The following is a 22,688-nucleotide window of genomic DNA, read 5'->3' as shown; positions in this document are numbered from 1 at the left end:
GCGTGCATATCGATGTCGCGCTTCTTTCTCGCGGGCCCCGTAGCGAGTTGACTCTTTCTTGACCTTCGGGAGGGGGCCGGTCACCTCTACCGTGAGGGGATGCACCGTGCCCGGAACGAGCCGTTCGTCTCCTGGATGTCCGCGAACGGCTGGACGTCTCCCGAACTCGCTGATGCCCTGAGCCGGACGATCCGTTCGTTCACGCAGCGCACAGCGCCGGGCGGGGGCGTGTCGGAGGTGACGGTCCGTAAGTGGCGCTCGGGAGAGACCACCTGGCCGCAGGCCCGGGCCCGGCGGGCTCTGGAGCAGGTCAGCGGCCTGTCGGCGGCTGATTTAGGGTTCGCCGCGCCGGACCGTCGCAAGGACCGCTCCCGGGAGGACCCGATGCTCCGCCGTACTCTCCTGACCGTAGCGGCGACCGCTGGTGCGTCGGCGCTGTCCGGGGCGCCGCCGTCCGTCGGCGGGAGCGATGTCCAGCGGCTCCGTCAGCAGCTCGACGCGGTGAACGCGCTCGACGACACGCGGGGCGGGCACGACCGGGTGGAGAAAGCCGCGCTGGCCGGCGCCCAGGAGGCGGTCGCGTTCCAGGAGCGGGCCGCGACGCAGCGGACCCGGCAGCGGCTCTTCGCGCTCGCCGCCGACTTCATGGGCACCGCCGCCTGGTCGTGCGTGGACGCCCACCTCCTGCCCCGGGCCCGTACCCACCTCGACCGTGCTCTCTACCTCGCCGGTCTCGCGCAGGACCCCGCCCTCGTCTTCCGGGTCTGGAACTCCGTCGCGATGCTCAACCACCAGCAGGGCACCTACGCCGAAGCACTCGCGGCGGGCCAGGCTGCGCGGGCTACCGCCGTCACCCGCCGCGATCCGCTGTACGCGAGCCTCGCGCACGCCCGGACCGCCATCGCCCACGCCTACCTCGGCCATGCCCTCAGCGCGCTGCGGGCCCTCGACCTCGGCGCCACCGCCCTCACCAAGGCCGGCACCGGTGTGCCCCGGCCGACGTGGATCGCGTTCTACGGGACCGCCGAGCTGCACGCACTGACCGCGATCGTCCATGACCGGCTCGGCGACCCGGCCGGAGCCGAGGCCGCGTCCCACCAGGCACTGGCCGCGCTCCCTGCGGCCTACCGCCGCAACCGGGCCATCGCCACGATCCGGCTCTCGCTCTCCCAACTCCACCAAGGCGACATCGAGCAGGCCACCGCCACCACCGCCCGCGTCTTCACCGAGATGCACGGCGCCCCGCTGTCCGGCCGCATGCGCTCGCTCCTGGGCACCTTCCACCGCGACCTCATCACCCGCGCACCCCACTCGCCCCTCCAGACGGAATGGGCCGACCGCTACCGATCCGAATGGAGCCGACGCCCATGACCCCCTCCCCCGCTTACACCCTGCGCCACTTCGGCCGCGACCAGGCCCCCGGAATCCGGCAGATACTCCTCGACGTCCACGCCGACGCCTATAGCGGCGAGACCGACGAGTTCCACGACGACACCCGCTTCACATGGTTCGTCGACCACTGGAGCGCCCTCGACGGCTTCGACTGCGTCATCGCGTACGACGGCGACGAACCGGCCGGGTACGCCTACGGAGCCCCGGCCGTCCACGGCCGGGAGTGGTGGCGCGAGTACCTTGCCGACGCTCCGGCGGCGGCCGACACCTTCTCCCTCTCGGAGCTGATGGTCGGCCCGAAGTGGCGGCAGACCGGCCTCTCGGCCCTGCTCCACGACGCACTCGTCGGCCAGCGCCCCGAACCGCTGGCGGTCCTCCTCGTTGACACCGAGCACCCCCGCGTCCAGGCCCTCTACGAGAGCTGGGACTACCGCAAGGTCGGCGAGCGCCAGCCGTTCGCGGACTCCCCGCTCTACGCGGTCATGGTCCGCGGGCTCCCCGGCCCGTGAGGCTCGTCCCCGGCACGCTCCCCCGCGTCGAAGCAGCTCCGACGAGACCTCCGTCAGTGCCTGCAACCTCACGGAGACCGCAGGCATCCCCGGATGCCCGCCTCCGCCTCGGCACCATCGAGACCCTCACCGAAGCCCTCGGCGCCATCCGCCCCGAAGTCCGGCACACCCTCGCCGCCGTCACCGCCGCGACCTCGACCGCCCGCCGACGCGTCGGCCTGCCCGTCGAACCCGAACCCGAACCCGAACCCGGCACCGCCCCGGGCCGCACGGCTCGCGGGCGGCAGGCGGGAAGATAGCGCCGCCGGCCGCGAAGAAGCGGGCGCGCTACGGGCCCGGGGCCAAGGGCGGGAGCTGATGGCGCTGACGAAGGCGGAGCTGTACGAGAAGGCAGCGGCGACGGGCATCCCAGGCCGTTCGTCCATGAACCGCGACGAGCTCGCGCAGGCCCTTTCCAGCCCGGCCGCAGGAAGTGACCGCCGGGATTCGGTCCCCCTCCCTCCCCGGCTCGGCCCGTTGAGGCCTGCTGGCCGAGCGGCAGCGGCATGCGCATGCTGCCCGCGAGGAAGTTGGCGGCGGTCTGGAAGCCGACGGTCAGGAAGGAGACGGCCACCACCGGCGCGCCCCACCGCTGGATCGCTCCCTCTACCCGTTGCGTGCGCCGCCTGCGGCGCCGCACCCCGAACCCGCACGCCCGGGATGCCCACCAAGCAAGGCCAGCCTAACCGAACGCCGATCCGGCCATGCGGGACGCGGCGCCCCCGCCCGGCCGCTCCCTGTGCACGACGCGCGCGGCCGTCGCCGCGTAAGGGTTGTTATGCACAACACCGTTACACCAGGCTTCCGGCATGCACAGGCACAGTAAGCAGTGGCCGGCCCTGGCCGAAGCGGGCTGCCGCGCCGGCGCCGCCCCGTTCGAAGGGGTTGCGGTGTGGTGGCGCTGACCGTCGGGGCGCTCGTCCCGGTCGTGCTGCTGATCGCGCTGGGCTACGGGCTCAAGCGCTCGCTGGTCAGGGCTGAGGGGTTCTGGTCGGAGGCCGAGCGCCTCGGCTACCGGGTCCTGCTGCCCTCCCTGTTCCTGCACGGTCTGGCGACCGCCGACATCGGCGAACTGCCGGTCGGGGCGCTGGCCGGTGCGCTGGTCGCCGCCACGCTGGCCGTGGCCGCGCTGATCATCGCCTGCAAGCCGCTGCTGCGGCTCCAGGACGACGCCTTCACCTCGGTGTTCCAGGGCGGCATCCGCTTCAACAACTACATCGGCGTGACGATCGCCTCCGGCCTGTACGGGACCGAGGGCGTCGCACTGGCCGCGGTCTGCAACGCGGTGGTCGTCCCGACCGTGAACGTGCTGTGCGTGCTGGTCTTCGCCCGGTACGGGAGCGCCCGGCCCAGCCTCCGGGGCGTCCTCGCGCAGCTCGCGGCCAACCCGCTCGTGCTCGCCTGCGCCGGCGGCATCCTCCTCCAGGCGCTCGGGCCGGGCCTGCCGCCGGGCATCGGCCCGGCGCTCCAGGCGCTGGGGGCCGCCTCGATGCCGCTGGGCCTGCTCTGCATCGGCGCCGCGCTGCGCTTCGGCGCGGCCCGGTCGTGGGCCGGGCCGGTGCTCGCCTCCTCGGCCGCGAAGTTCGCGCTCATGCCGGCGGCGACGTTCCTGGCGGCCCAGCCGTTCGGCCTGGGCTCCGACGCGCTGGTCGTCGCCGTGCTCTTCCAGACCCTGCCCACGGCTTCGTCCGCGTATCTGATGGCGCGTCAACTAAGCGGTGACGCACCGCTGATGGCGGGGATCACCGCGGCCCAGATCCTGCTGGGCCTGGCCGCCGTCCCGCTGGCCGTGGCGCTGCTCCCGGCGTAGGGCGGCCTCGTACGCCCGCTCACCGCGGGGCCGCTACCGCGCTCTCCCGCGGTGGCGGCGGACGGCGTCGGTGTTGGCGCAGCGGGCGCGGCAGTAGGCGCGGCGGCCGTTGCGGCTGGTGTCCGCGAAAACGGTCCCGCAGGAGTCGAGCGCGCACACGCCGAGGCGCCCGCCCTCCGCCTCCATGGTGAAGATGGCCAGCCCTCCGGCCGTCACCGCCTTCACCCGGCTGGGGAGGTCCTGTCCCTCGGGCGCGAAGTGCAGGTGCGGCCGCAGGCCGTCGTGGGTGGTCAGGTAGGCGCTGCCGGCGCCCTCCGCGAGCAGCGCGTTGACGCTCCGGCACCGGTCGGCCTGCGAAGCCGCCTCGAAGACCGGCCTCATCCGCCGCGTCCAGGCCCTGATCCGCTCCGCGGCGGGCCCGGATACGTGCGGACGACGGATCCCGTGGTCCCGCAGCGCCTCCTCCAGCGTCCCGGCCTGCCACGCGCCGCCCTCCGCCCCGGAGTCCAGGTTCACCAGCGCCGCGGCCAGGCGGACCCCCACCATGTTGTCATGGTCAAACTGCATGGGGGCATTACAGCACGGCGCACCCGGCCGCACGGCCCGGCCAGGGACCGGACCTGTGCGCCCGGGTGCGGTCTGGTCGCGGGAGCGGCGGTCCGCACGTACAAAGAAGGAGGGGCGGACCGGCGGAGGAGTGGTGGTGCGGGATGCTGCGGATCGTGGTCGACCTCAACCGCTGCCAGGCGTACGCGCAGTGCGTGTTCCTGGCGCCGCGCGTCTTCGCGCTGCACGGTGAGGAAGCGCTGCTGTACACCCCGGCGGTACCGGCCGGCGAGGAGGAGCGGGTCGGCCGGGCGGTGGCCGCCTGCCCGGTTCAGGCCATCACCGTCGGTGGGGCGGCGGGTGCCGGTGCCGGCTGACCGGATCGTCGTGGTGGGGGCGTCGCTGGCCGGGCTGCGCGCGGCGGAGGCGCTGCGGGACGAGGGCTTCGGCGGCGCGCTGACGATCATCGGGGACGAGCCCGGGCCGCCGTACGACCGGCCGCCGCTGTCCAAGCAGGTGCTGCTGGGCCGGGTGCGGGCGTCGGATACGGGGCTGCCCGCGCACCGGCCGCTGGACGCGCGCTGGCTGCTGGGCGTCCCCGCGACCGGGCTCGACCCGGTCGGCAAGCGGGTGCTGCTCGCCGACGGCCGCGACGTACCGTTCGACCGGATCCTGATCGCCACCGGCACCCGGGCCCGGCCCTGGCCCCGGCCCGCCGAGGCCGCCCTCGAAGGGGTGCTGTCGCTGCGGACCTCCGGCGACGCGGACCGGCTGGCCGGGCTGCTGGCCGCGGGACCGCGCCGGGTCCTGGTGATCGGCGCGGGGTTCACCGGATCGGAGGTCGCCTCGGCCTGCCACGAACGCGGCCTCGCCGTGACGGTCGTCGAACGCGGCCCGGCCCCGCTGGTCGGCGCGCTCGGCGGCGCCCTGGGGGCGTTCGCCGCCTCGGTGCAGCGGGACCACGGGGTCGACCTCCGCTGCGGGGTGACCGTCACCGGGCTGTACGGGAGCGGGCCGGGCGGGGCCGGCGGCCGGTTCACCGGGGCCGGCCTGTCCGACGGCTCCCGCGTCGACGCGGATGTCGCCGTGGTCTGCCTGGGCGCGGTCCGCAACACGGAGTGGCTCGACGGGTCGGGGCTGGCCGCCGGGCCGCGCGGGGTGGCCTGCGACGCGGGCTGCCGGGCGTTCGACATGTACGGGATCGTCACCGACGACGTCTTCGTCGCGGGTGATGTGGCGCGGTTCCCGCATCCGCTGTTCGAGTACCAGCTGCTCTCCCTGGAGCACTGGGGCAACGCCGTCGCCCAGGCCCGGATCGCCGCGCACAACATGGTCAGCCCGCCGCCGGCCAGGCGCCCGCACCTGGCGGTGCCCGCCTTCTGGTCGAGCCAGTTCGGCCTGAACATCAAGTCCGTGGGGGTGCCGACCTTCTCCGACCGGATGGTGATCGCCCAGGGCTCGCCCGCGGAGGGGCGCCTGGTGGCCGTCTACGGCTACCGGGGCCGGGTGACCGCGGCGGTCAGCGTGAACCGGGCCAAGTGGCTGGAGCACTACGAGCGGCTGATCGAGACCGCGGCCCCGTTTCCCCCGGAGGGTGCCGCCGACCGGTCGCCGTCGCCCGGCCCCGTCCCGTCGGACGTGCCCGACCCGCGGCTGCTCTCGCACGGGCCGACCGTCTCCCTCACGGGCCACCTTCCCGACCTCCGGCTGCACTGGGTGCGGCAGGAGGAGTGACCCGCCGCCCGGCCACCGGCACGACCGGCCGTACGCCTCCCCGCGCCCGGGGCCCGTCTCCGGCCCCGCGCACCCGCACCCCGCGGTCCGCGCACCACGTCCCCCCAACCCTTCCGTCCAGTCTCGCGAGGAGCCCGATGCAGATGCCCGCCGACGAGCGTCCCGGAACCCTGCTGCGGCGGATCTCCGACTACGCCAGCCGCGCCGACCCCTACCCCCTCTACGCCGAACTGCGCGAACACAAGATCGCCCGGCAGGACGACGGCAGCTATCTGGTCGGCACTTACCACGAGATCGTCGCGCTGCTGCACGATCCGCGGATCAGCTCGGACCTCAGGCTCCGCACCGAACCGCCCGAGCGGGAACCCGGCGCCGACGACCTGCCGCCGTCCTTCATCGGCCTGGACGACCCCGAGCACGAGCGCCTGCGACGGGTCGCGAACCGCCCCTTCGGCCCGCCCCACACCCCGGGGATGATCGACGCGCTCCAGGACGACATCGCGGCCATCGCCCACGACCTGATCACCCCGCTCACCGGCCGGGACCGCATCGACCTGGTCGAGGACTTCGCCTTCCCGCTCCCGGTCACCGTCATCTGCCGCCTGCTCGGCGTACCCGACCGGGACATCCCCCAGATCCATGCCTGGACGACCGACATCATCGCCAGCCTCGACTTCGACCCCGGCGACCAGCCGGAACTGCGCCGCCGTACCGCCTTCACGGCCCGCGACGCGATGGCCGGCTACCTGGCGGACCTCGCAGCCCAGCGGCGCGGCCGTCCCACCGGCGACATGCTCTCCGCCTTCGTCAACGACCCCGGCGACGACCGGCCGTACACCGAGCCCGAACTGAAATCCACCGCGCTGCTCCTGCTCATCGCCGGGCACGAGACCACCGTCAACCTCATCACCAACGGCATGCTGACCCTGCTGCGCAACCCGGACGCCCTCGCCCTGCTCCGGGAGCGGCCCGACCTCATGCCGGCGGCGGTGGAGGAGGTCCTGCGCTACGAGCCGCCCGTCCACCTGCTCCCCCAGCGCACCCCCCTCACCGACATCGACGTCGCCGGAGTCACCGTCCCCCGGGGCGCGCCCCTGATCCTCGCCCTCGCCTCCGGCAACCGCGACCCGCTGCGCTTCACGGACCCGGACCGCTTCGACATCACCCGGGCCGACAACCAGCACCTCGGCTTCGGCAGCGGCGTGCACAACTGCTTCGGTGCCCCCCTGGCCCGGGTGGAGACCCGGATCGCCCTGACGCAGCTCCTCGCCCGCCTCGATGCCCCCCGCCTCGCCGAGCCGCCCCCCTACCGCCGCAGCCCCATCCTCCGGGGCCCCCGCCACCTGTTCCTCGTTCAGGAAGCGGGGGGTTGAAGGGGGGCCGGGGGGACTGACGGGTGCGGGGACGGACCGGTGCGGCTCGGTCCGTCCCCGGGTGCCGGGCTGTCAGCCGTTGCCGTTCCGGTTCTGGCCGCTGCCGGAGTTCATGTCCGAGTGCATGTCACCCGAGTCGGACGACACCGCGGCCTTGCCGGAGGTCGGGTCGACGTGGACGTCCGTGGTGCGGCCGCCGCTGTCCTGGATCTCGACGTCCCAGTAGCACTTCGTGCTGCTCCCGTTGTCGTCGTCCCAGCTCACCGAGCGGACCTGGCCCGTGTGGGCCTGCTGCGCCTTCTTCATGGCCTGCTGGGCGTCGACCTTGGCCGCGACCAGCGCAGCGTACTCGGCGGCGTCGTCGTCGTGGGACTCGGAGTTCTCGGTGGTGGCCTTGCCGGTGGCGGCGACCTCGATCTCCGCGTGGCCGCCCTTCTTGCCGATGACGTCGACGTGCCAGACCGAGCCGTCCCTGTCGAGGTACTCGATGGTTCCGGGGTAGTGCTTGAGGGCCGCGGTGGCGGCCTGGTCGGCGGAGACGTCGGCGCGGGCGACGAGGGCGGCGGCGGCCGCCGTGTGCTGCCCGGCGGCGGACCGGCACCTGGCACCGGATCATGACCCGGCTGCAGTCCTTGGCCGACGCGAAGGGTGCGATCACGTGGGACCTGAGCGTCGACTCCACGGTCTGTCGTGCTCATCAGCACGCGGCTGGAGCCCGCAAGCAGGGGGACCTGTAGAAGGAACCGTCGGGTGGTGTGTTCACCGAGCCCGATGATCACGGGCTGGGCCGCTCGCGCGGCGGGTTCATCACCAAGTTGCACCTGACCGTCGAGCAGGGCCAGAAGCCCATGGCGATCGTGATCACGGCCGGGCAGCGCGGGGACTCTCCGCAGTTTGAACCCATGCTCAACAAGGTCCGAGTGCCCCGCATCGGGCCGGGTCGGCCACGCGTCCGGCCCGATCGGGTGCGGGCGGACAAGGCGTATGCCTCCCGTAAGAACCGCGCCTACCTGCGCCGCCGCGGGATCCGCTGCACCATCCCGGACAAGGCTGACCAGGCCCACAACTTCGACCCGGTCGACTACCGTGAACGTCACGCGGTCGAGTGCGGGATCAACCGCCTCAAGAGGAACCGCGCCGTCGCTACGCGATACGACAAACTCGCGGTCCGCTACGAGGCGACTGTCCTCGTCGCGGCCATCAACGAGTGGCTGTGCCCCTTAGCCATCACACGGTGGGAACCACGTTCCACGTCTCCGGCAGATCGCTGCCGCAGAAGACACAGACGAAGTCGTCCTCGCGCACGATGTTGTGCCCCTGGCAGTCGGGACACCGCCGGAACACCACCTCGTGGGTGAAGCCGGAGGGCCGCCCAAGTTCTACGTCGTCCAGCGCATGAGCGACTGCCGGCCAGGAGGTCACGTCCGGGCAGTATCCGGTGGACTGGTTGCTGATCTCGCCCACGGTCCACCGGTCTGCCTCACGCATGAAGCTGATTTCGCCGGCACTGAGAACCATGTCCCCACCAGCGCAGGCCACGTGCTCGCTTCGCCGCGGCGCCAGCCGAAGCACACCATCCGTGCCGACCACGAAAGTGAACGGTTCAGTCAGCTCTGCTGCCGATCGCTCAGTGATCCAACCGTCGAAGTCAGCCGCCGAGCGGATCGGGCACCCGCCGCTGCCAGGCCGGACCGCAGCCTTCAGCTCAACCGGCCCGACGTATCGGTAACTCCGCCCCCGCACAGTCACATCAGCCAGCCTAAAGTACTTCCGACACACGCCCTAGGTGTAGCCGGGGCGAAGCCGGGTACAGCCGGCGCCGACTTCCCAGCTTCGCGGCTATTGGTCCAGACCTATTGACCCGGCTTCCCGTCCGCTCCTACGATCCGGACCGGCACAGCCCCACGTCCCCATCTCACCCAGAGCCGGGCGTCACGCCCCCCAAGGTCCTGTCATGGCCATGGCGTCCGGCGGGAAAGGGAGCACCGCATGTTCCGTCGAAGGTCACGAACCCCGCGCCCGCCGTCGGTCGGCAGCGACCCCCGGACGGTTTCCGGCCGCGCCCCCCACGGCTCGACCGCCCTGCGCCGTTCGCTCGCCGGTATGAGCGCCGTCGCCGTCATCGCCGCGGGCATGGCCGTGGCCGGCTCCGTCACCGCCGGGGCCTCCACCCCCGCGGAAGCCGCCGCGAACCTGGTGCTCAACCCCGGCTTCGAGAGCGGGCTCTCCGGCTGGACCTGTACCGGCGGCTCGGGCGCGGCCGTCAGCAGCCCGGTCCGGTCCGGCAGTTCCGCGCTGAAGGGCACACCGACGGGGCAGGACACCGCCCGGTGCACCCAGACGGTCAGCGTGCAGCCCAACTCCGCGTACACGCTGAGCGCGTACGTCCAGGGCAGTTACGTCTACCTCGGCGCCACCGGGACCGGCCTCACCGGCACGACCTCCACCTGGACCGCGAGCAGCGCCTCGTACGGCCCGCTCGCCGTCAACTTCACCACCGGGCCGAGCACCACCTCGGTCACGGTCTACCTGAACGGCTGGTACGGCCAGCCCGCGTACTACGCCGACGACGTGTCGCTCGCGGGCCCCGGCGGCACCACTCCGCCGCCCACCACACCGCCCCCGACCACGCCTCCGCCCACCACGCCTCCCCCGACGACCCCGCCGCCCACCACGCCGCCTCCGACCACCCCGCCGCCCGGCGAGACCTGCCCCACCAAGCCCAAGCCGGCCGGCAAGGTACTCCAGGGGTACTGGGAGAACTGGGACGGCGCCGCCAACGGCGTGCACCCCGGCATGGGATGGGTCCCGATCACGGACAGCCGGATCGCCGCCCACGGCTACAACGTCATCAACGCCGCCTTCCCGGTGATCCTCTCCGACGGCACCGTCCTGTGGCAGGACGGCATGGACGCGGGCGTCAAGGTCTCCACCCCCGCCGAGATGTGCGCGGCGAAGGCGGCCGGAGCGACGATCCTCATGTCGATCGGCGGCGCCGCGGCCGGGATCGACCTCAGCTCCAGCACCGTCGCCGACCGCTTCGTGGCCACCGTCGTCCCGATCCTCAAGAAGTACAACTTCGACGGGATCGACATCGACATCGAGACCGGCCTGTCCGGCAGCGGCAACATCAACACGCTGTCCGCCTCGCAGTCCAACCTGATCCGCATCATCGACGGGGTGCTGGCCCAGATGCCCGCGGGCTTCGGCCTGACCATGGCGCCCGAGACGGCGTACGTCACCGGCGGCAGCGTCACCTACGGGTCGATCTGGGGCTCCTACCTGCCGATCATCAAGAAGTACGCGGACAACGGCCGCCTGTGGTGGCTGAACGTGCAGTACTACAACGGCAGCATGTACGGCTGCTCCGGCGACTCGTACTCCGCGGGCACCGTGCAGGGCTTCACCGCGCAGACCACCTGCCTCAACAACGGCCTGGTCATCCAGGGCACCACCATCAAGGTCCCCTACGACAAGCAGGTGCCCGGCCTGCCCGCCCAGCCCGGCGCGGGCGGCGGCCACATGGCGCCTGGCCTGGTCACCCAGGCCTGGAACGCCTTCGGCGGCCAGCTGAAGGGGCTCATGACCTGGTCGATCAACTGGGACGGCTCGAAGGGCTGGGGCTTCGGCGACAACGTCAAGTCCCTCCAGGGCCGCTGACGGGACCCCGGCCGGTCCGTACGCCACCGCCCCTCCCGGGCGGCCGCCGTACCGCTCGGCGGGCAGCGGCCGGAGCACCCGCCCGAAATGGCTGACAGGTGCATGACGGACTGGAGGGGTGCGGGGCTAGTTTCTTAGAGCTCGGGAGGGGCGGCCGTCCGAACGCCCGGGCCACCGGCGGACGGTGGCCGCGCCTCCGCGCTCCGGCTCCCCCACGGGGCCGGGCCCCCACATCCGAAGGAGCACCACCATGCCCTTGGGCACCTGGCTGAAAGCCGGCGTCTCCGCCGCCGCCCTGGTCCTCACCGCGGCGACCGCCGCGACCGCGGCACCCGCGCCCGCACCCCCGGCCGGACCGGCCGCCGCCGCGGTGGTGACGCTCCGGTACGACGCCGGCCGGGCGGGCGGCTGGGAAGCGGCCGTCGCGGCCGGGGTCGCCTCCTGGAACGCGAACGTCAGCAACGTACGGCTGGTCGCGGCGGCGCCCGGAGTACGGGCCGAGATCCTCATCGTGGCCACCACCGGCTGGCCGCAGGCCACCCTCGGCCCGGTCCGCCCGGGCCGGCAGGTGCGGGTCGAGCTCGGCGCGCAGGCCGTGACCGACGGGTACGACAAGACCCGCATCACAGCCCACGAACTGGGCCACAGCCTGGGCCTCCCGGACACCAAGCCGGGCCCGTGCACCCAGCTGATGTCCGGGTCCAGCGCCGGAACGGCCTGCACCAACCCCGTCCCGAACGCGGCGGAGCGCGCCCGCGTCCAGTCCGCCTACGCGAACGGGCTCGCGGCGGCCCCGCCGACCGACGGCCGGGTCCTGGTCGACGCCCCCTGACGACCCCGCGACACCCCGACGGCCCCGTGGCACCGCCACGGGGCCGTCTCGCGTGACGGGTCCGGGAGGCCCCCGCGGTCAGCCCTGCGGGCGGGGCCGGGTGAGGGTCGCGAACAGGTCGGCGAAGTGGTCCAGGCTGGTCCGGGCGACCGCGTCGTCGCGGTGCGCGAGCCAGGCCGAGACGACCCCGCCGAAGGACTCGACGAGCAGCTGCGCGAGGTCGGCGGTGGCGATGGTGTATTCGAGGTCCGCCTCCTGCGCGAACCGCTCCAGGTAGACCACGGTCTTGTCCAGGTACGCCCGGTGCTCCCAGGCCGGCAGGTCGTGCAGCTCGGGCTCGCGCAGTGCCAGGTTGACCAGCTCCCGCAGGACCAGCTGCGCCTCCGGGTCGGCCTCGACCGCGGTCCAGTAGACGCGCAGCAGCGCCCGCAGGGTGGCGGCGGGGTCGGTGTCCGGGGTGACGGCGCCCCAGGCGGCGTCCAGGTCGATGCTGATGTCCGCGGCCAGCAGGGCCGCGTAGAGCTCCTGCTTGGAGCGGAAGCAGTAGTGGAACGCGCCGTGCGGCATCCCCGCCTCCGCGCAGATCGCCCGGGTGCTCGCGGCGGCGATCCCGTCCCGCTTCATGACCCGCAGGGCCGCCGCGACCAGGAGTTCCCGCCGTACGTCCGCACTGAGGTGCTTCTTCGCCGTCTTGCCGGCCGGTTCCGTCGTCATGCCACGAAGGATAACAACAATCTGGCCAGATGACCGAGTCGTTCGACCAAGTCAAATGACTTGGTCGCTTGACTTGGGCAGGTGGCCAACTTTACGGTCCTCTCATCGACACACCGCAGCACGAGGGGGCACCGCCCATGAGTTCCGTACGATCCGCCGCACCCGCATCCCCGCCCGGCCCCGTCCGGCGGGCCGGACCCCGCCAGTGGTGGGCCCTGGTCGCGCTGACGGTCCCGGTGCTGCTGATGAGCATCGACCTGACCGTCCTGTCCATGGCGGTGCCCGCGCTCAGCACGGACCTCGCACCGACCGCGTCCCAGCTGCTGTGGATCATCGATGTGTACGGGGTGTTCCTGGCGGGTCTGCTGATCCTGATGGGGTCACTGGGAGACCGGATCGGCCGCCGGCGCCTGCTGCTGACCGGCGCGGTGGCCTTCGGGGCGGCCTCGCTGCTCGCCGCGTTCGCCTGGAACGCCGAGGTGCTGATCCTGGCCCGCGCCCTGCTGGGGCTCGGCGGCGCCACCCTGATGCCCTCGACCCTGTCGCTGATCCGCAACATCTTCGAGGACCCCGCCCAGCGGCGGCGGGCCATCTCGGTCTGGGCGGCGGCCTTCGCGGGCGGCGCCGGGCTGGGGCCGGTCGTGGGCGGGCTGCTACTGGAGCACTTCTGGTGGGGCTCGGCCTTCCTGATCAACCTGCCCGTGATGGCCCTGCTGCTGGCCGTCGGCCCCTTCCTGCTGCCCGAGTCCCGGGACCCGCGGCCGGGCCCCTTCGACCTGCTCTCCGCGGCCCTGCTGATCGGTGCGGTGCTCGCCGTCGTGTTCGGCTTCAAGGAGGCCGGGAAGCTGGGCTGGGGCGTGCAGCCCGCGGCCTGGCTGGCCGGCGGAGCCCTGGTCGCGGCCCTGTTCGCGGCCCGGCAGCGGCGCCTGGCACAGCCCCTGATCGACCTCGCGCTGCTGCGCTCGCTCCCCTTCGGCGTCGCGGTGCTCACCAACATCGCCGGGGTGTTCGCGATGACCGGCATGCTCTACTTCTTCCCGCAGTACGTGCAGATCGTCCTGGGACGCTCGGCCCTGGAGGCCGGCCTGTGGGCGCTGCCGCTGGCGACGGGCGCGATCATCGGCTCGCTGACGGTGCCCGCCCTCGCCCGGCGGTTCCCGGCGGGCCTGGTGATCGGCCTCGGGCTGGCCCTCGCCTCCTCCGGCTACCTGCTGCTGAGCCTGCTGGACACCGACGGGGTCGCGGCCCTCGCCTTCGGCGGCGGGGCCCTGCTCGGCGGCGGCGTCGGGCTGGCCAACACCCTCGCCAACGACGTGATCGTCAGCGCCGCGCCGCCCGGCCGGGCCGGGGCCGCCGCGGGCATCAGCGAGACCGCGTACGAACTGGGCGGCGCGATGGGCACCGCCGTCCTCGGCAGCGTCGGCGCCCAGGTCTACGCCTCCCGGGTGCTGGCCGACCTGCCCGCGCAGACCCCGCCGGAGGCCGCCGGGGCCGCCACCCAGACCCTCGCCGCCGCGGAGCGGGTGGCCGCCTCGCTGCCCCCGGCCCAGGGCCGCGAACTGCTCGGCACCGCGCACGGCGCGTTCGTGGACGCCATGTCCCAGACCTTCCTGACCGGCGGGCTCATCGTGGCCGCCGCGGCCGCCGCCGCGGCCCTGGCCCTGCGCACCTACCGCGTCACCGCCGCCACCGCCACGCACTGACCGGCCCGCGCCCGAACCCGTCCGGCGGCCCTCACCGGCCCCGCCCCGAAGGAGTTCCCATGTCCGCCGCCCAGCCCGCGCAGCCCGTCCAGACCGACCCGGCCGACCAGTGCGCCGACCGCGCCCACGCCGCCCCCGGTCTGCCGCTCCCCGGCCCCCGGCCGCTGCCCCTCCTGGGCAACCTGCCCGAGGTGCTGACCGCGCCGGACGGCAGCAGCGCCGAGTTCCTCGACTCCTTCCACCGCGAGTACGGCGGCATCTTCGCGCTCACCGTCAACGGCGAACGCCAGGTCTTCGTCTCCCGCCACGACCTCGTCGCCGAGATGTGCGCCGACCCGCGCTGGCAGAAGTCCGTACACGCCGCCCTGGAAGAGGTCCGCGACTTCGCCGGGGACGGGCTGTTCACCGCCTACGGCGACGAGCCGAACTGGGCCGTCGCGCACCGGCTGCTGATGCCCGCCTTCGGCCCCGGGGCGATGCGCGACCTCTTCCCCGCGATGCTCGACATCGCCGACCAGATGCTGACCCGCTGGGAGCGGTACGGCCCCGGCGCGCGGATCGACGTGGCGGACGACATGACCCGCCTCACCCTCGACACCATCGCGCTGTGCGCCTTCGGCGTCCGCCTCAACTCCTTCTACTCCCAGGAGATGCACCCCTTCGTCGGCGCCATGGTCCGCAGCCTCACCGAAGCCGGGGCGCGCAGCGAGCGCCTGCCCGGCCTGCAGCCCTTCCTGCTGCGGACCAACAGCCGCTACCGCGAGGACCTGGCGACCATGCGGCAGGTCACCGGGGAGATCATCGCCGCGCGCCGGGCGCAGCCCGCCGCGGACCGCCCCGACGACCTCCTCGAACGCATGCTGACGGCGGTGGACCCGGTCACCGGGGCCACGCTGCCGGAGGAGAACGTCCACTACCAGCTGGCGACCTTCCTGATCGCCGGGCACGAGACCACCTCCGGGCTGCTGTCCTTCGCCGTGCACGCCCTGCTCACCCGCCCCGAGGTGCTGCGCCGGGCCCGGCGGACCGTGGACGAGGTGCTGGGCGGGCGCACCCCGCGATTCGAGGACCTGGCCGGGCTCGGCTACCTGGGGCAGGTGCTCCGCGAGACCCTGCGGCTGCACCCGACCGCCCCGGCGTTCGCGCTGACCCCCGGCGAGGACACCACCCTGGGCGGGTACGCGGTCCGGGCGGGCGAGTCCGTACTGGTCAACCTGCCCGCCCTGCACCGCGATCCGCAGGTGTGGCCGGACCCGGAGGAGTTCGACCCCGACCGGTTCGCCCCGGAGCGGATGGCGGAGGTCCAGGCGTACGCCTGGATGCCCTTCGGGCACGGCGCGCGGGCCTGCATCGGGCGGCCCTTCGCCCTCCAGGAAGCCGTCCTCGTGCTGGCGATGGTCCTCCAGCGCTTCGACCTCGAACTCGCCGACCCCGGCTACGAGCTGGCGGTCCACGAGACGCTGACCGTCAAGCCCGCCGGACTGGCCGTCCGGGCCACGCCGCGCCGCACCCCCACGCCCGGGTCCTCCGTACCGGTGTCCGCGACCCCGGCGGAGGCCCAGGGTGCCGCCGCTGCGGACCCCGTCCCCGGGCACGGCACCCCGCTGCTCGTGCTGTACGGGTCGAACGCGGGCGGCGGCGAGGGCCTGGCCCGCACGATCGCCGGGGACGGCGCGGCCCGCGGCTGGCGGACCGCCACGGCCCCGCTGGACGCGTACGCGGGGCGGCTGCCCACCGAGGGCGCCGTACTGATCGTCACCTCCACCTACAACGGCTCCCCGCCGGACAACGCCCGCGGGTTCGTGTCCTGGCTGACCGGGGAGGGGCCCGACCTCGGCGGCGTGGACTACCTGGTGCTGGGCTGCGGCAGCCTGGACTGGGCCTCGACCTACCAGCGGGTGCCCGCCCTGGTCGACGGGGCGATGGCCGCGGCGGGGGCCCGCCGGATCCGCGAGCGCGGCGCCACGGACGCCCGTACCGACTTCCACGGGGACTGGCAGCGCTGGTACGAGCCGCTGTGGCCGCTGCTCGCCGAGACCTACGGGGTCGAGGAGACCGTGACGTCCGGACCCCGGTTCCGGGTCGTCGAGGCGGCCGGCGGGGACGGCGACGACGGCGCCGCGACCGCCGTGGTGCTGGAGAACCGCGAGCTCGTACGGGACCCCGGCGCGGGTTCCAAGCGCCACCTCGAAGTCCGGCTGCCCGCCGGCACCTCCTACCGCACCGGCGACTACCTCTCCGTGCTGCCCGAGAACCACCCCGAGCTGGTCACCCGGCTGCTGGCCCGCCTCGGCCTGGAGGCCCGGCAGGTCTGCACGGTCGAATCGCACGCGCCCGCGGGACGGCTCCCGATCGGCCGCCCGCTGCGCCTGGACGACCTGCTGACCCGGTACGTGGACCTGTCGGCCCCCGCCTCCGCGGTCGCCGTGGCCCGGCTGGCCCGGCTTACCCCCTGTCCGCCGGAGCGCGCCGCCCTCGAACGCCTCGCGGGCGAGGAGCACGCCGAAGGGGTGCTCCGCCCCCGGCTCGGCGTCCTCGACCTGCTGGAGCGCTTCGCCTCCTGCCGGGCCGGCCTCGCCCTGCTGCTGGAACTGCTGCCCGCGCCCCGGCCCCGCGCCTACTCGATCAGCTCGGCCGCGGAGGAGCAGGACACCGCGGCGCTGACCGTGTCGGTGCTCGAAGGCCCGGCCCGCTCCGGGCGGGGTGTCTTCCGCGGCGCCGGCTCGGGCCTGCTGGGCCGGGCCCGGCCCGGCGACCGGCTCACCGTCGCCGTCACCTCGCCGTCCGAGGCGTTCCGGCCCCCGGCAGACCCGGCCGTCCCGGCCGTCATGATCGCCTCCGGGTCGGGCATCGCACCGTTCCGCGGCTTCGTCCGGGCCCGGATGGCCGCGGCGGCCGACGGCCGGGACACCGGCCCGACGGTGCTGTTCTTCGGCTGCCGCCACCCCGAGTGGGACGACCTGTACGCACAGGAGTTCGCCGAGCACGTGGCCGCGGGCCGCCTGGAGGTCCACCGGGCCTACTCGCGGCTGCCCGGTGGCGACGGCGTCCGCTACGTCCAGGACCGCCTGTGGGAGCGGCGCGACCGGGTCCGGGCCCTGCTCGCCGAGGGCGCGCACCTGTACGTCTGCGGCGACGCCGGCGGCATGGGCCCCGCCGTCGAGGAGGTCCTGGGCCGGATCGGCGCGCGCACGGGTACCGGTACCGGCCCGGCGCAGGACGGTGACGGCGGCCCTGCCGGGGCGCGGTGGCTGGCCGGGATGCGCGCGGCAGGGCGGTACGCGACGGACGTGTTCTGAACCACCCGCCGGGTCCCGGCCCCGTTCCGGCGGCCGGGACCGGGGCCGGGCCGGTCAGGCGGGCTGGCAGTAGAACTCGCCGGCGGCCGGAGCGGGTACGGAGTCGCAGGCGTGGCTGACGCCCGCCGAACCCGTGGAGACCAGGACGGTGAGGGCGAGCGCGGTCAGGGCCCTGCGCAGTGTGGTCATCGAAGTCCCCCTGTTGACTGACGTCGGCTGACGTACGGGACGGCTCCGGGGGCCGTCCCGGGAGCCAACGTAGGTCCGGAATCCGGGCCACCGAAGGCGGAGTACGGCCAAAGGACGCCCGAAAAGCGATGGTTGACCGCAGCCCTCGGGCCTGCGGGGCGGGGCCCGAGACCCCAGTTCGACCGCCCCCACGGGGTCGGGGGTCAGCCGTCGGTCATGCCGCTTGCGCGGGCGATGGCCTCGACCTCCGAGGTGTCCTGTTCGCGCCGGTGTTGCTGGGCGTCGAGCTTGTCCCGCATGGCGCGCAGCTTCTCGGGGTCGTTCGCGACGTCCGGGGGCACCAGGGACATGGCCGCCTTGGCGTGCTCGCCGTCGCCGAGGCGGACCACCACGTGGTCGGCCCGGTCCTCGTGGCCGGGTGTCATCGCGCCGAGCAGGCCGAGGAGGTTGAGCAGCTCCTGCTGCACCTCCTCGGTGAACAGGGCCCGCTCCTGCGGTTCCAGTGTGAGCAGGAACCGGCCGCCGCCCGCCTTCACGTACGCGCGGAAGACCTCCATCAGGAGGTCGAACTGCTCCTGCGGCATCCGCGCCCGGAGCGTCTCCACATAGAGCGCGTACCGCGCCCTCACCAGCTGCGCCGGGTCTTCGGGCACTTCTGCGCCGGCCATATCGCACTCCCCTCCGGTGGTTCGGGTCAGGCTGTCCGGATCCGCCGGGACCGCCTCCCGAACGTACCGCGGGCCGTACGGCACCGTGCGCGGTTCCGCGGATCCCCCAGAGCGCAGCGGTCCTGTACGCCCTCCCCGGGCGGCGCGGTCCCGGACCGGGCCGGGGTCCGGGCTGCGGCCGGGCGGGGACTCCGGAGCAGTGGGCCGGGCTCCTGGAGCCGCTGCGGGTCGCCGCCGACGCGGTGGCGCAGGCGGGACAGGGTGAACGGGCCGGCGTCGGCACCGGGACCATCCGGGGCGGCTACGGCGTCCCGCACTCGGGCGGGGTCGTGGTCCGGGGCGGCGACAGCGGCGGCCCGGTGATCTACATCAACGACGCCGGCTCCCGGCAGCTCAACGGCATCGTCAGCGCGGGCTGGGGCTGCGACGCGAGCAAGGCGTGCAGCACCGGGATCGGCTGGGTGGACGTCTAGACGAGTAAGTCCGAAGTGCTGGTCAGTGGTCGTAGGCGATCAGTGAGCCTTTTCCAACCTGACTGGGATGCTTGAGTGTTGGAGGTTGGGGGCTGTACGCAACGACGAAGCTCCTGGTAGACGGGTTCTCGACCAAATCACCCGTGCTGCCAGGAGCTTCCGTGCTTGTGTACTCGTCGTCGATTGATCTGTCCAGCCGCATGCTGCGGCACTTGACCAGACAGCTCAACGTGAGGCGGCGGGAGATCGGCACTCGGTGGCGGCGGCTGACGGTCGGCCGTCAGGCCCTGCTCGCTCTGGCCCATCTGCGATGCGGTGACACCTACGCCCAGCTCGCCGCCGGGTTCAAAATCGGCATCGCGACCGTATACCGGTACATACGCGAGGCGATCGACGTCCTGGCCGCCCTCGCACCGTCCCTGGACAACGCCATGAGGACGGCTCGGACGAAGGCATTCGTAATCCTGGAAGGCACTCTGCTGCCGATCGGCCGGATCGCCGCAGACACGCCCTACTACTCAGGGAAGCACAAGCGGCACGGCATGAATGTGCAGGTCCTCACCGACCCTCTCGGCCGACTGCTCTGGGCATCACCGGCCCTGCCCGGATCCACCCACGACCTGACCGCCGCACGCAGCCACGGCATCGTCGACGCGCTCGCTGCCGCGGGACTGAAGTGCTGGGCGGACAAGGCCTACCAAGGCGCCAGCCGCCACATCCGAGTTCCCTTCCGGGGCCGTCGGCTCAAGCGATGGAAGCGACGCCACAACAGCAGCCACGCCAAGATCCGGTGCGTCGGCGAGCAGGCCATGGCCGTCCTGAAGGGCTGGCGCCTGCTCCGGAAGCTCCGCTGCAGCACCAATCGGATCACCGACATCGTGAAGGCCGTCCTCGTCCTCCACCACGCGTCAGCATGAAGATGGAAAAGGCTCAGTGTCGGCAGTGCCTTGGGAAGCCTGTTCCCTCAGGCGAGGTGCGAAGCGTCGGCTTCGGCCGCGTCGGTGGGAATCTGGACCTTCAGGGGTTCGCCGTGTCCGACGAGGGCCAGGGTGGTCGTGGTCCGCATCGTTGCCTTGAGGTCCATCTCCAGCCGGAGCTGGGTGAGCCGGCCGCGTCCGTCGATCCACACTTCGGCTGTGGCGGGGATCGTGCCGCCCAGCATGTCGCGTATCTGGTCGGTCTTCTTCCGTGCCTCCGCGGACATGTCCAGGGTCAGCGCCGCATGGGTGAGCTCGCCCCGGTACAGGGTGGTCGAGGCCCCGGCCACCTTCTCCGTACCGATCTTCCGGTACCGCTCGGCCTTTACCACCTGGCGCAGCAGGAACTCGGGGTCGTTGCCGGGTGTCTTGAGGAGCCGTTCGGCCTTGATGCCGGAGCGGTCCGTGAACATCCAGTCGGCGGACTCCTTCTTGGTGGTGGTGCGCAGGTAGAGCCGCTCGGGAGTGAAGACGTGCTCGACGCGTGCCACGTCCTCCAGTCTGACCTCGAGCGTTCCCTGCCTGCGGGTGAAGTCGTGACCGCCCTTGCCTGTGAGGACGTAGGCCTTGCCACCGGTCTGGCCGGCCTCCCAGCGGTAGAACGTGCGGGCCGTTGCGAGTGCCTCGACGGCAGCTCGCACGGTCCGCGAGTGGTCGGCTTCGGCTGTCGCGGATGCGGATGCCGTGGGCGCGGTGCTCTTGGGCGCGGCGGCAGGGTTATCCGGGCCCGTCGTGGCACACCCGGCGGTGAGCAGCGCGACGCAGACGACAGCAGAGGACAGGGCACGGCGCATGAGGGTGGAGCTCCAGGAAAGACGAACGGGGAGACGGCGGCGGACGGGCGCGTGTTCTGCATGTGCACGCCGACCATCTGCGCAGCCTATAGGGGGCGTGCTCTGGCCCAAACCTGGTTTTCTGTTGACCAGGTCGAGTACTGCGGCAGGTGATCCACCCCGCCTTTGTACTGCGAACCCGCCGGGGATCACCTGGATTCTGACGGAATGTTCTTGTGTGCTCTCGCGCTGGTGGCGCGGCCCTGCCCGGCCCTTCGCCTCGCGTTGCCGTGCTGTCACTGGTGATCGTCTGTGACGGGATTGATGGCAGGTGTGGTGGGTCAGGGGGCAGGGTTGAAGGAGACGGTCGTGGTGGGGCATGTGGTGGTGAGGGTGGTGGCTTCCTTCTGGTCGGCGGCTGGTTTCCAGCGGAGTTCCACCGAGACCCAGCCGGTGAGGTAGGGGCACTGGGCGGAGGCGGTGAGCGGCATCCACTCGTTCGGCCGCCTAACGCGGCCGCTCCAGTTGGCGGGGAGCGTCATTCTGACCCGGCGATATTCCTATGGGTGCCGGTGGCGAGTGCGCGTTGTCATCGGTGCTGCTCTCACCTGGCCAGGATGGCCTTGATGCGGGCGCGGTCTGCGGGAAGATTGACGTTGTCGAGCCATGGGGTGATGAGGTGGGTGTACCGCCAGCACGCGTCGTGGTCGGTGAGAGCCTGCAGATAGCGGCGCTGGGCCGTCGTGAGCTTGACGCCCTGGTCATGGCCAGAGGGGAACGCGGCGGTGAGCAGGGGTCCCCAGTCTTTGTCGATGGTGAGGTTGCTGCTGAGGGGTACCGAGGCCAGTGCGGTTGGCAGGAGCTCCTCGAAGTCGTCTGTCCGGTCGATCGCTGCGGCCAGCAGGGCGTGCCGCAAGCGTCCGCCGAGGTGCGGGAGCGGGTCTCCGGCCCAGGGGTCGGTGGGAGTGGGTTCGAGGAACCAGGAGTCGATGGCTACGGGATCGAGGAGGGTGTCGAGAATCGTCTGGGTCGCCCGGGGGTTGATCTCGCAGGCCGGTGAAAGTGCTGCGCAGGCGCGGATCGCGGGGTCGGGGTCGGTGAGCCAGTCGGTGGTGTCCTGGCCCCAGGCGCCGATGGTCAGGATGGTGGCGGCCCGTTCCCTGCGATCGGTGCTTTGGATGAGCAGGCTACGGAGGGTCTGGGTGATGCCGGCCATGCGGCTGGCGAGCTCGGGGGCCTGGAGGAGTGTGCTGGTGGAGTTAAGGGCAGCTGCTCGGACAGTGTGGTCCGGGGCGAGAAGGTGTGGGGCGACGGCGTCGAGGATCTCGCCCCGGGCAGCCCGGACTGCGGCGGTGACGCCGGGGGCGTTGCCGTCGTCCTCGCCGGTTGTCTCTCTGTAGGCGGCCGACTCCGCGACCTGTCCCAGCCAGTCCAGCAGAGCGGCTCGCAACGGCCGGGGGCGGTCGTCCCAGGTCGAGTAGTCCTCGTGGGGTGTCAGGGTGCGGGGGTCGTTGAGCACTGCGGCTATGTAGAGCGCGGCAGGTGGGGTTGCGCTGTACAGGGATTCCTGGTGAAGGACTGACATGTCCAGCAGGCCCAGCGCTCCGGCTTGCACGTCGGGGTCCTCGTCCAGGAGCTGGACCAGTCGCAACGGTGTGTCCTGCGCGGGTCCGTAGGCGTGTTCCAGCGCGGTCCAGCTGGTGCCTTCGATCACGGAACGTGCATCAGGCAGCTGGCTGTGTCCGGCCTGATCGGGTGTCAGGTACTTGCCGTGGCTCGTCACCCGCACACCATCTCGCCTGCCACTGACATGCCGCGTGGGCAGGGTCCATTTCCGGCTTCCAGGGTCCGTCGGTGTGCCTGGAGGCAGGTGGTCCAGTCGGTGGCGGCTGAGGACGGTGCCTGAGACCGCGTTTGAGATCTGCCGTGTCCCGTTGCTGAAGGGCTCGTTGAACTCTCTGTGAGCGGCGTTGGGGGTGGGTACCCATCGGACCTGA

22 protein-coding genes and 3 pseudogenes are annotated in these 22,688 nt (G+C 72.7%); 16 read left to right on the top strand and 9 right to left on the bottom strand.

The window, feature by feature from the left end; translation table 11 throughout:
* The first annotated feature begins 99 nt into the window (after positions 1 to 99).
* From ACIRQY_RS33995 to ACIRQY_RS33980, 4 genes are all read left to right on the top strand, one after another.
* Positions 100 to 1,371 carry an XRE family transcriptional regulator gene (locus ACIRQY_RS33995; protein ID WP_403932242.1) on the top strand — a complete coding sequence of 424 codons (1,272 nt, stop codon included), beginning with the start codon at positions 100 to 102 and terminating at the stop codon, positions 1,369 to 1,371.
* Complete coding sequence (locus ACIRQY_RS33990) at positions 1,368 to 1,901, top strand: GNAT family N-acetyltransferase (protein WP_403932240.1); 534 nt, start codon at positions 1,368 to 1,370, stop codon at positions 1,899 to 1,901. Before ACIRQY_RS33995 ends, ACIRQY_RS33990 begins: the two co-directional genes overlap by 4 nt.
* Before the next feature lie 56 nt (positions 1,902 to 1,957).
* Complete coding sequence (locus tag ACIRQY_RS33985) at positions 1,958 to 2,200, top strand: hypothetical protein (protein WP_403932291.1); 243 nt, start codon at positions 1,958 to 1,960, stop codon at positions 2,198 to 2,200.
* A 632-nt stretch (positions 2,201 to 2,832) separates the two neighbouring features.
* Complete coding sequence (locus ACIRQY_RS33980; RefSeq protein ID WP_403932237.1) at positions 2,833 to 3,750, top strand: AEC family transporter; 918 nt, start codon at positions 2,833 to 2,835, stop codon at positions 3,748 to 3,750.
* Between the two features lie 33 nt (positions 3,751 to 3,783).
* Here ACIRQY_RS33980 and ACIRQY_RS33975 read toward each other — a convergent pair whose 3' ends face one another.
* Positions 3,784 to 4,317, bottom strand: coding sequence for a CGNR zinc finger domain-containing protein (locus tag ACIRQY_RS33975; RefSeq protein ID WP_403932234.1), 534 nt, complete (start codon positions 4,315 to 4,317; stop codon positions 3,784 to 3,786).
* Between the two features lie 146 nt (positions 4,318 to 4,463).
* Here ACIRQY_RS33975 and ACIRQY_RS33970 point away from each other — a divergent pair, with 146 nt between their 5' ends.
* The 3 genes from ACIRQY_RS33970 to ACIRQY_RS33960 all read left to right on the top strand — a co-directional run bounded on the left by ACIRQY_RS33970 (position 4,464) and on the right by ACIRQY_RS33960 (position 7,403).
* Positions 4,464 to 4,673 (top strand): ferredoxin, encoded by a 210-nt coding sequence (locus ACIRQY_RS33970; protein ID WP_403932289.1) that lies wholly within the window; start codon positions 4,464 to 4,466, stop codon positions 4,671 to 4,673.
* Entirely contained in the window at positions 4,657 to 6,030 is a 1,374-nt protein-coding gene (locus ACIRQY_RS33965; RefSeq protein ID WP_403932231.1) for an NAD(P)/FAD-dependent oxidoreductase, read from the top strand. The genes ACIRQY_RS33970 and ACIRQY_RS33965 overlap by 17 nt, the downstream gene beginning before the upstream one ends.
* Positions 6,031 to 6,167: 137 nt before the next feature.
* Positions 6,168 to 7,403: a cytochrome P450 gene (locus ACIRQY_RS33960; protein ID WP_403932228.1), complete on the top strand. Its 1,236-nt coding sequence runs from the start codon at positions 6,168 to 6,170 to the stop codon at positions 7,401 to 7,403.
* Between the two features lie 72 nt (positions 7,404 to 7,475).
* On the opposite strand, the gene ACIRQY_RS33955 is transcribed toward ACIRQY_RS33960, so the two are convergent.
* Positions 7,476 to 7,709: a PepSY domain-containing protein gene (locus ACIRQY_RS33955; protein WP_403932225.1), complete on the bottom strand. Its 234-nt coding sequence runs from the start codon at positions 7,707 to 7,709 to the stop codon at positions 7,476 to 7,478.
* Between ACIRQY_RS33955 and ACIRQY_RS33950 the strand changes: the two genes are divergently transcribed.
* Both ACIRQY_RS33950 and ACIRQY_RS33945 read left to right on the top strand, forming a co-directional pair.
* Positions 7,686 to 8,021 (top strand): hypothetical protein, encoded by a 336-nt coding sequence (locus tag ACIRQY_RS33950; protein ID WP_403932223.1) that lies wholly within the window; start codon positions 7,686 to 7,688, stop codon positions 8,019 to 8,021. The genes ACIRQY_RS33955 and ACIRQY_RS33950 overlap by 24 nt on opposite strands.
* 137 nt (positions 8,022 to 8,158) lie before the next feature.
* Positions 8,159 to 8,605: pseudogene (locus ACIRQY_RS33945) on the top strand (IS5 family transposase); the annotation flags it as partial.
* Between the two features lie 25 nt (positions 8,606 to 8,630).
* On the opposite strand, the gene ACIRQY_RS33940 reads toward ACIRQY_RS33945, so the two are convergent.
* Positions 8,631 to 9,152: a hypothetical protein gene (locus ACIRQY_RS33940; protein WP_403932220.1), complete on the bottom strand. Its 522-nt coding sequence runs from the start codon at positions 9,150 to 9,152 to the stop codon at positions 8,631 to 8,633.
* Between the two features lie 240 nt (positions 9,153 to 9,392).
* On the opposite strand from ACIRQY_RS33940, the pseudogene ACIRQY_RS33935 reads away from it, so the two are divergent.
* The 3 genes and pseudogenes from ACIRQY_RS33935 to ACIRQY_RS33925 form a co-directional block, all read left to right on the top strand.
* Positions 9,393 to 9,932: pseudogene (locus tag ACIRQY_RS33935) on the top strand (carbohydrate binding domain-containing protein); the annotation flags it as partial.
* 168 nt (positions 9,933 to 10,100) lie between these two features.
* A pseudogene (locus ACIRQY_RS33930) lies at positions 10,101 to 11,063 on the top strand (chitinase); the annotation flags it as partial.
* 250 nt (positions 11,064 to 11,313) lie between these two features.
* The gene (locus ACIRQY_RS33925; protein WP_403932217.1) at positions 11,314 to 11,895 is read left to right on the top strand and encodes a snapalysin family zinc-dependent metalloprotease; all 582 of its coding nucleotides are present in this window, start codon (positions 11,314 to 11,316) and stop codon (positions 11,893 to 11,895) included.
* 78 nt (positions 11,896 to 11,973) lie between these two features.
* On the opposite strand, the gene ACIRQY_RS33920 is transcribed toward ACIRQY_RS33925, so the two are convergent.
* A complete protein-coding gene (locus ACIRQY_RS33920) occupies positions 11,974 to 12,609 on the bottom strand; it encodes a TetR family transcriptional regulator (RefSeq protein ID WP_351796460.1) in 636 nt (211 codons plus the stop codon).
* A 137-nt stretch (positions 12,610 to 12,746) separates the two neighbouring features.
* On the opposite strand from ACIRQY_RS33920, the gene ACIRQY_RS33915 reads away from it, so the two are divergent.
* Positions 12,747 to 14,312: an MFS transporter gene (locus tag ACIRQY_RS33915; protein ID WP_403932214.1), complete on the top strand. Its 1,566-nt coding sequence runs from the start codon at positions 12,747 to 12,749 to the stop codon at positions 14,310 to 14,312.
* Between the two features lie 59 nt (positions 14,313 to 14,371).
* Complete coding sequence (locus ACIRQY_RS33910) at positions 14,372 to 17,611, top strand: cytochrome P450 (protein ID WP_403932211.1); 3,240 nt, start codon at positions 14,372 to 14,374, stop codon at positions 17,609 to 17,611.
* A gap of 54 nt (positions 17,612 to 17,665) precedes the next feature.
* Here the strand turns inward: ACIRQY_RS33910 and ACIRQY_RS33905 are convergent, their stop codons facing one another.
* Both ACIRQY_RS33905 and ACIRQY_RS33900 read right to left on the bottom strand, forming a co-directional pair.
* Positions 17,666 to 17,800, bottom strand: a complete 135-nt coding sequence (locus ACIRQY_RS33905) for a hypothetical protein (RefSeq protein WP_403932208.1) — start codon at positions 17,798 to 17,800, stop codon at positions 17,666 to 17,668.
* Positions 17,801 to 18,003: 203 nt separating this feature from the next.
* Positions 18,004 to 18,468: a hypothetical protein gene (locus tag ACIRQY_RS33900; protein WP_403932205.1), complete on the bottom strand. Its 465-nt coding sequence runs from the start codon at positions 18,466 to 18,468 to the stop codon at positions 18,004 to 18,006.
* A gap of 242 nt (positions 18,469 to 18,710) precedes the next feature.
* Between ACIRQY_RS33900 and ACIRQY_RS33895 the strand changes: the two genes are divergently transcribed.
* On the top strand, positions 18,711 to 18,941 hold the full coding sequence (locus ACIRQY_RS33895; RefSeq protein ID WP_403932203.1) for a hypothetical protein: 231 nt from the start codon (positions 18,711 to 18,713) through the stop codon (positions 18,939 to 18,941).
* A gap of 161 nt (positions 18,942 to 19,102) precedes the next feature.
* Positions 19,103 to 19,858 carry a transposase family protein gene (locus ACIRQY_RS33890; RefSeq protein WP_403932200.1) on the top strand — a complete coding sequence of 252 codons (756 nt, stop codon included), beginning with the start codon at positions 19,103 to 19,105 and terminating at the stop codon, positions 19,856 to 19,858.
* A gap of 47 nt (positions 19,859 to 19,905) precedes the next feature.
* Here ACIRQY_RS33890 and ACIRQY_RS33885 read toward each other — a convergent pair whose 3' ends face one another.
* The 3 genes from ACIRQY_RS33885 to ACIRQY_RS33875 all read right to left on the bottom strand — a co-directional run bounded on the left by ACIRQY_RS33885 (position 19,906) and on the right by ACIRQY_RS33875 (position 22,474).
* Positions 19,906 to 20,712 carry a hypothetical protein gene (locus ACIRQY_RS33885; RefSeq protein WP_403932197.1) on the bottom strand — a complete coding sequence of 269 codons (807 nt, stop codon included), beginning with the start codon at positions 20,710 to 20,712 and terminating at the stop codon, positions 19,906 to 19,908.
* Positions 20,713 to 21,032: 320 nt separating this feature from the next.
* Positions 21,033 to 21,233 carry a hypothetical protein gene (locus tag ACIRQY_RS33880; RefSeq protein WP_403932194.1) on the bottom strand — a complete coding sequence of 67 codons (201 nt, stop codon included), beginning with the start codon at positions 21,231 to 21,233 and terminating at the stop codon, positions 21,033 to 21,035.
* Between the two features lie 62 nt (positions 21,234 to 21,295).
* Positions 21,296 to 22,474: a HEAT repeat domain-containing protein gene (locus ACIRQY_RS33875; protein WP_403932192.1), complete on the bottom strand. Its 1,179-nt coding sequence runs from the start codon at positions 22,472 to 22,474 to the stop codon at positions 21,296 to 21,298.
* Positions 22,475 to 22,688: the final 214 nt, after the last annotated feature.

Source organism: Streptomyces sp. NPDC101490 (assembly GCF_044767145.1).
GTDB lineage: Bacteria > Actinomycetota > Actinomycetes > Streptomycetales > Streptomycetaceae > Streptomyces.
This window is presented reverse-complemented; position numbering and strand designations above follow the sequence as displayed.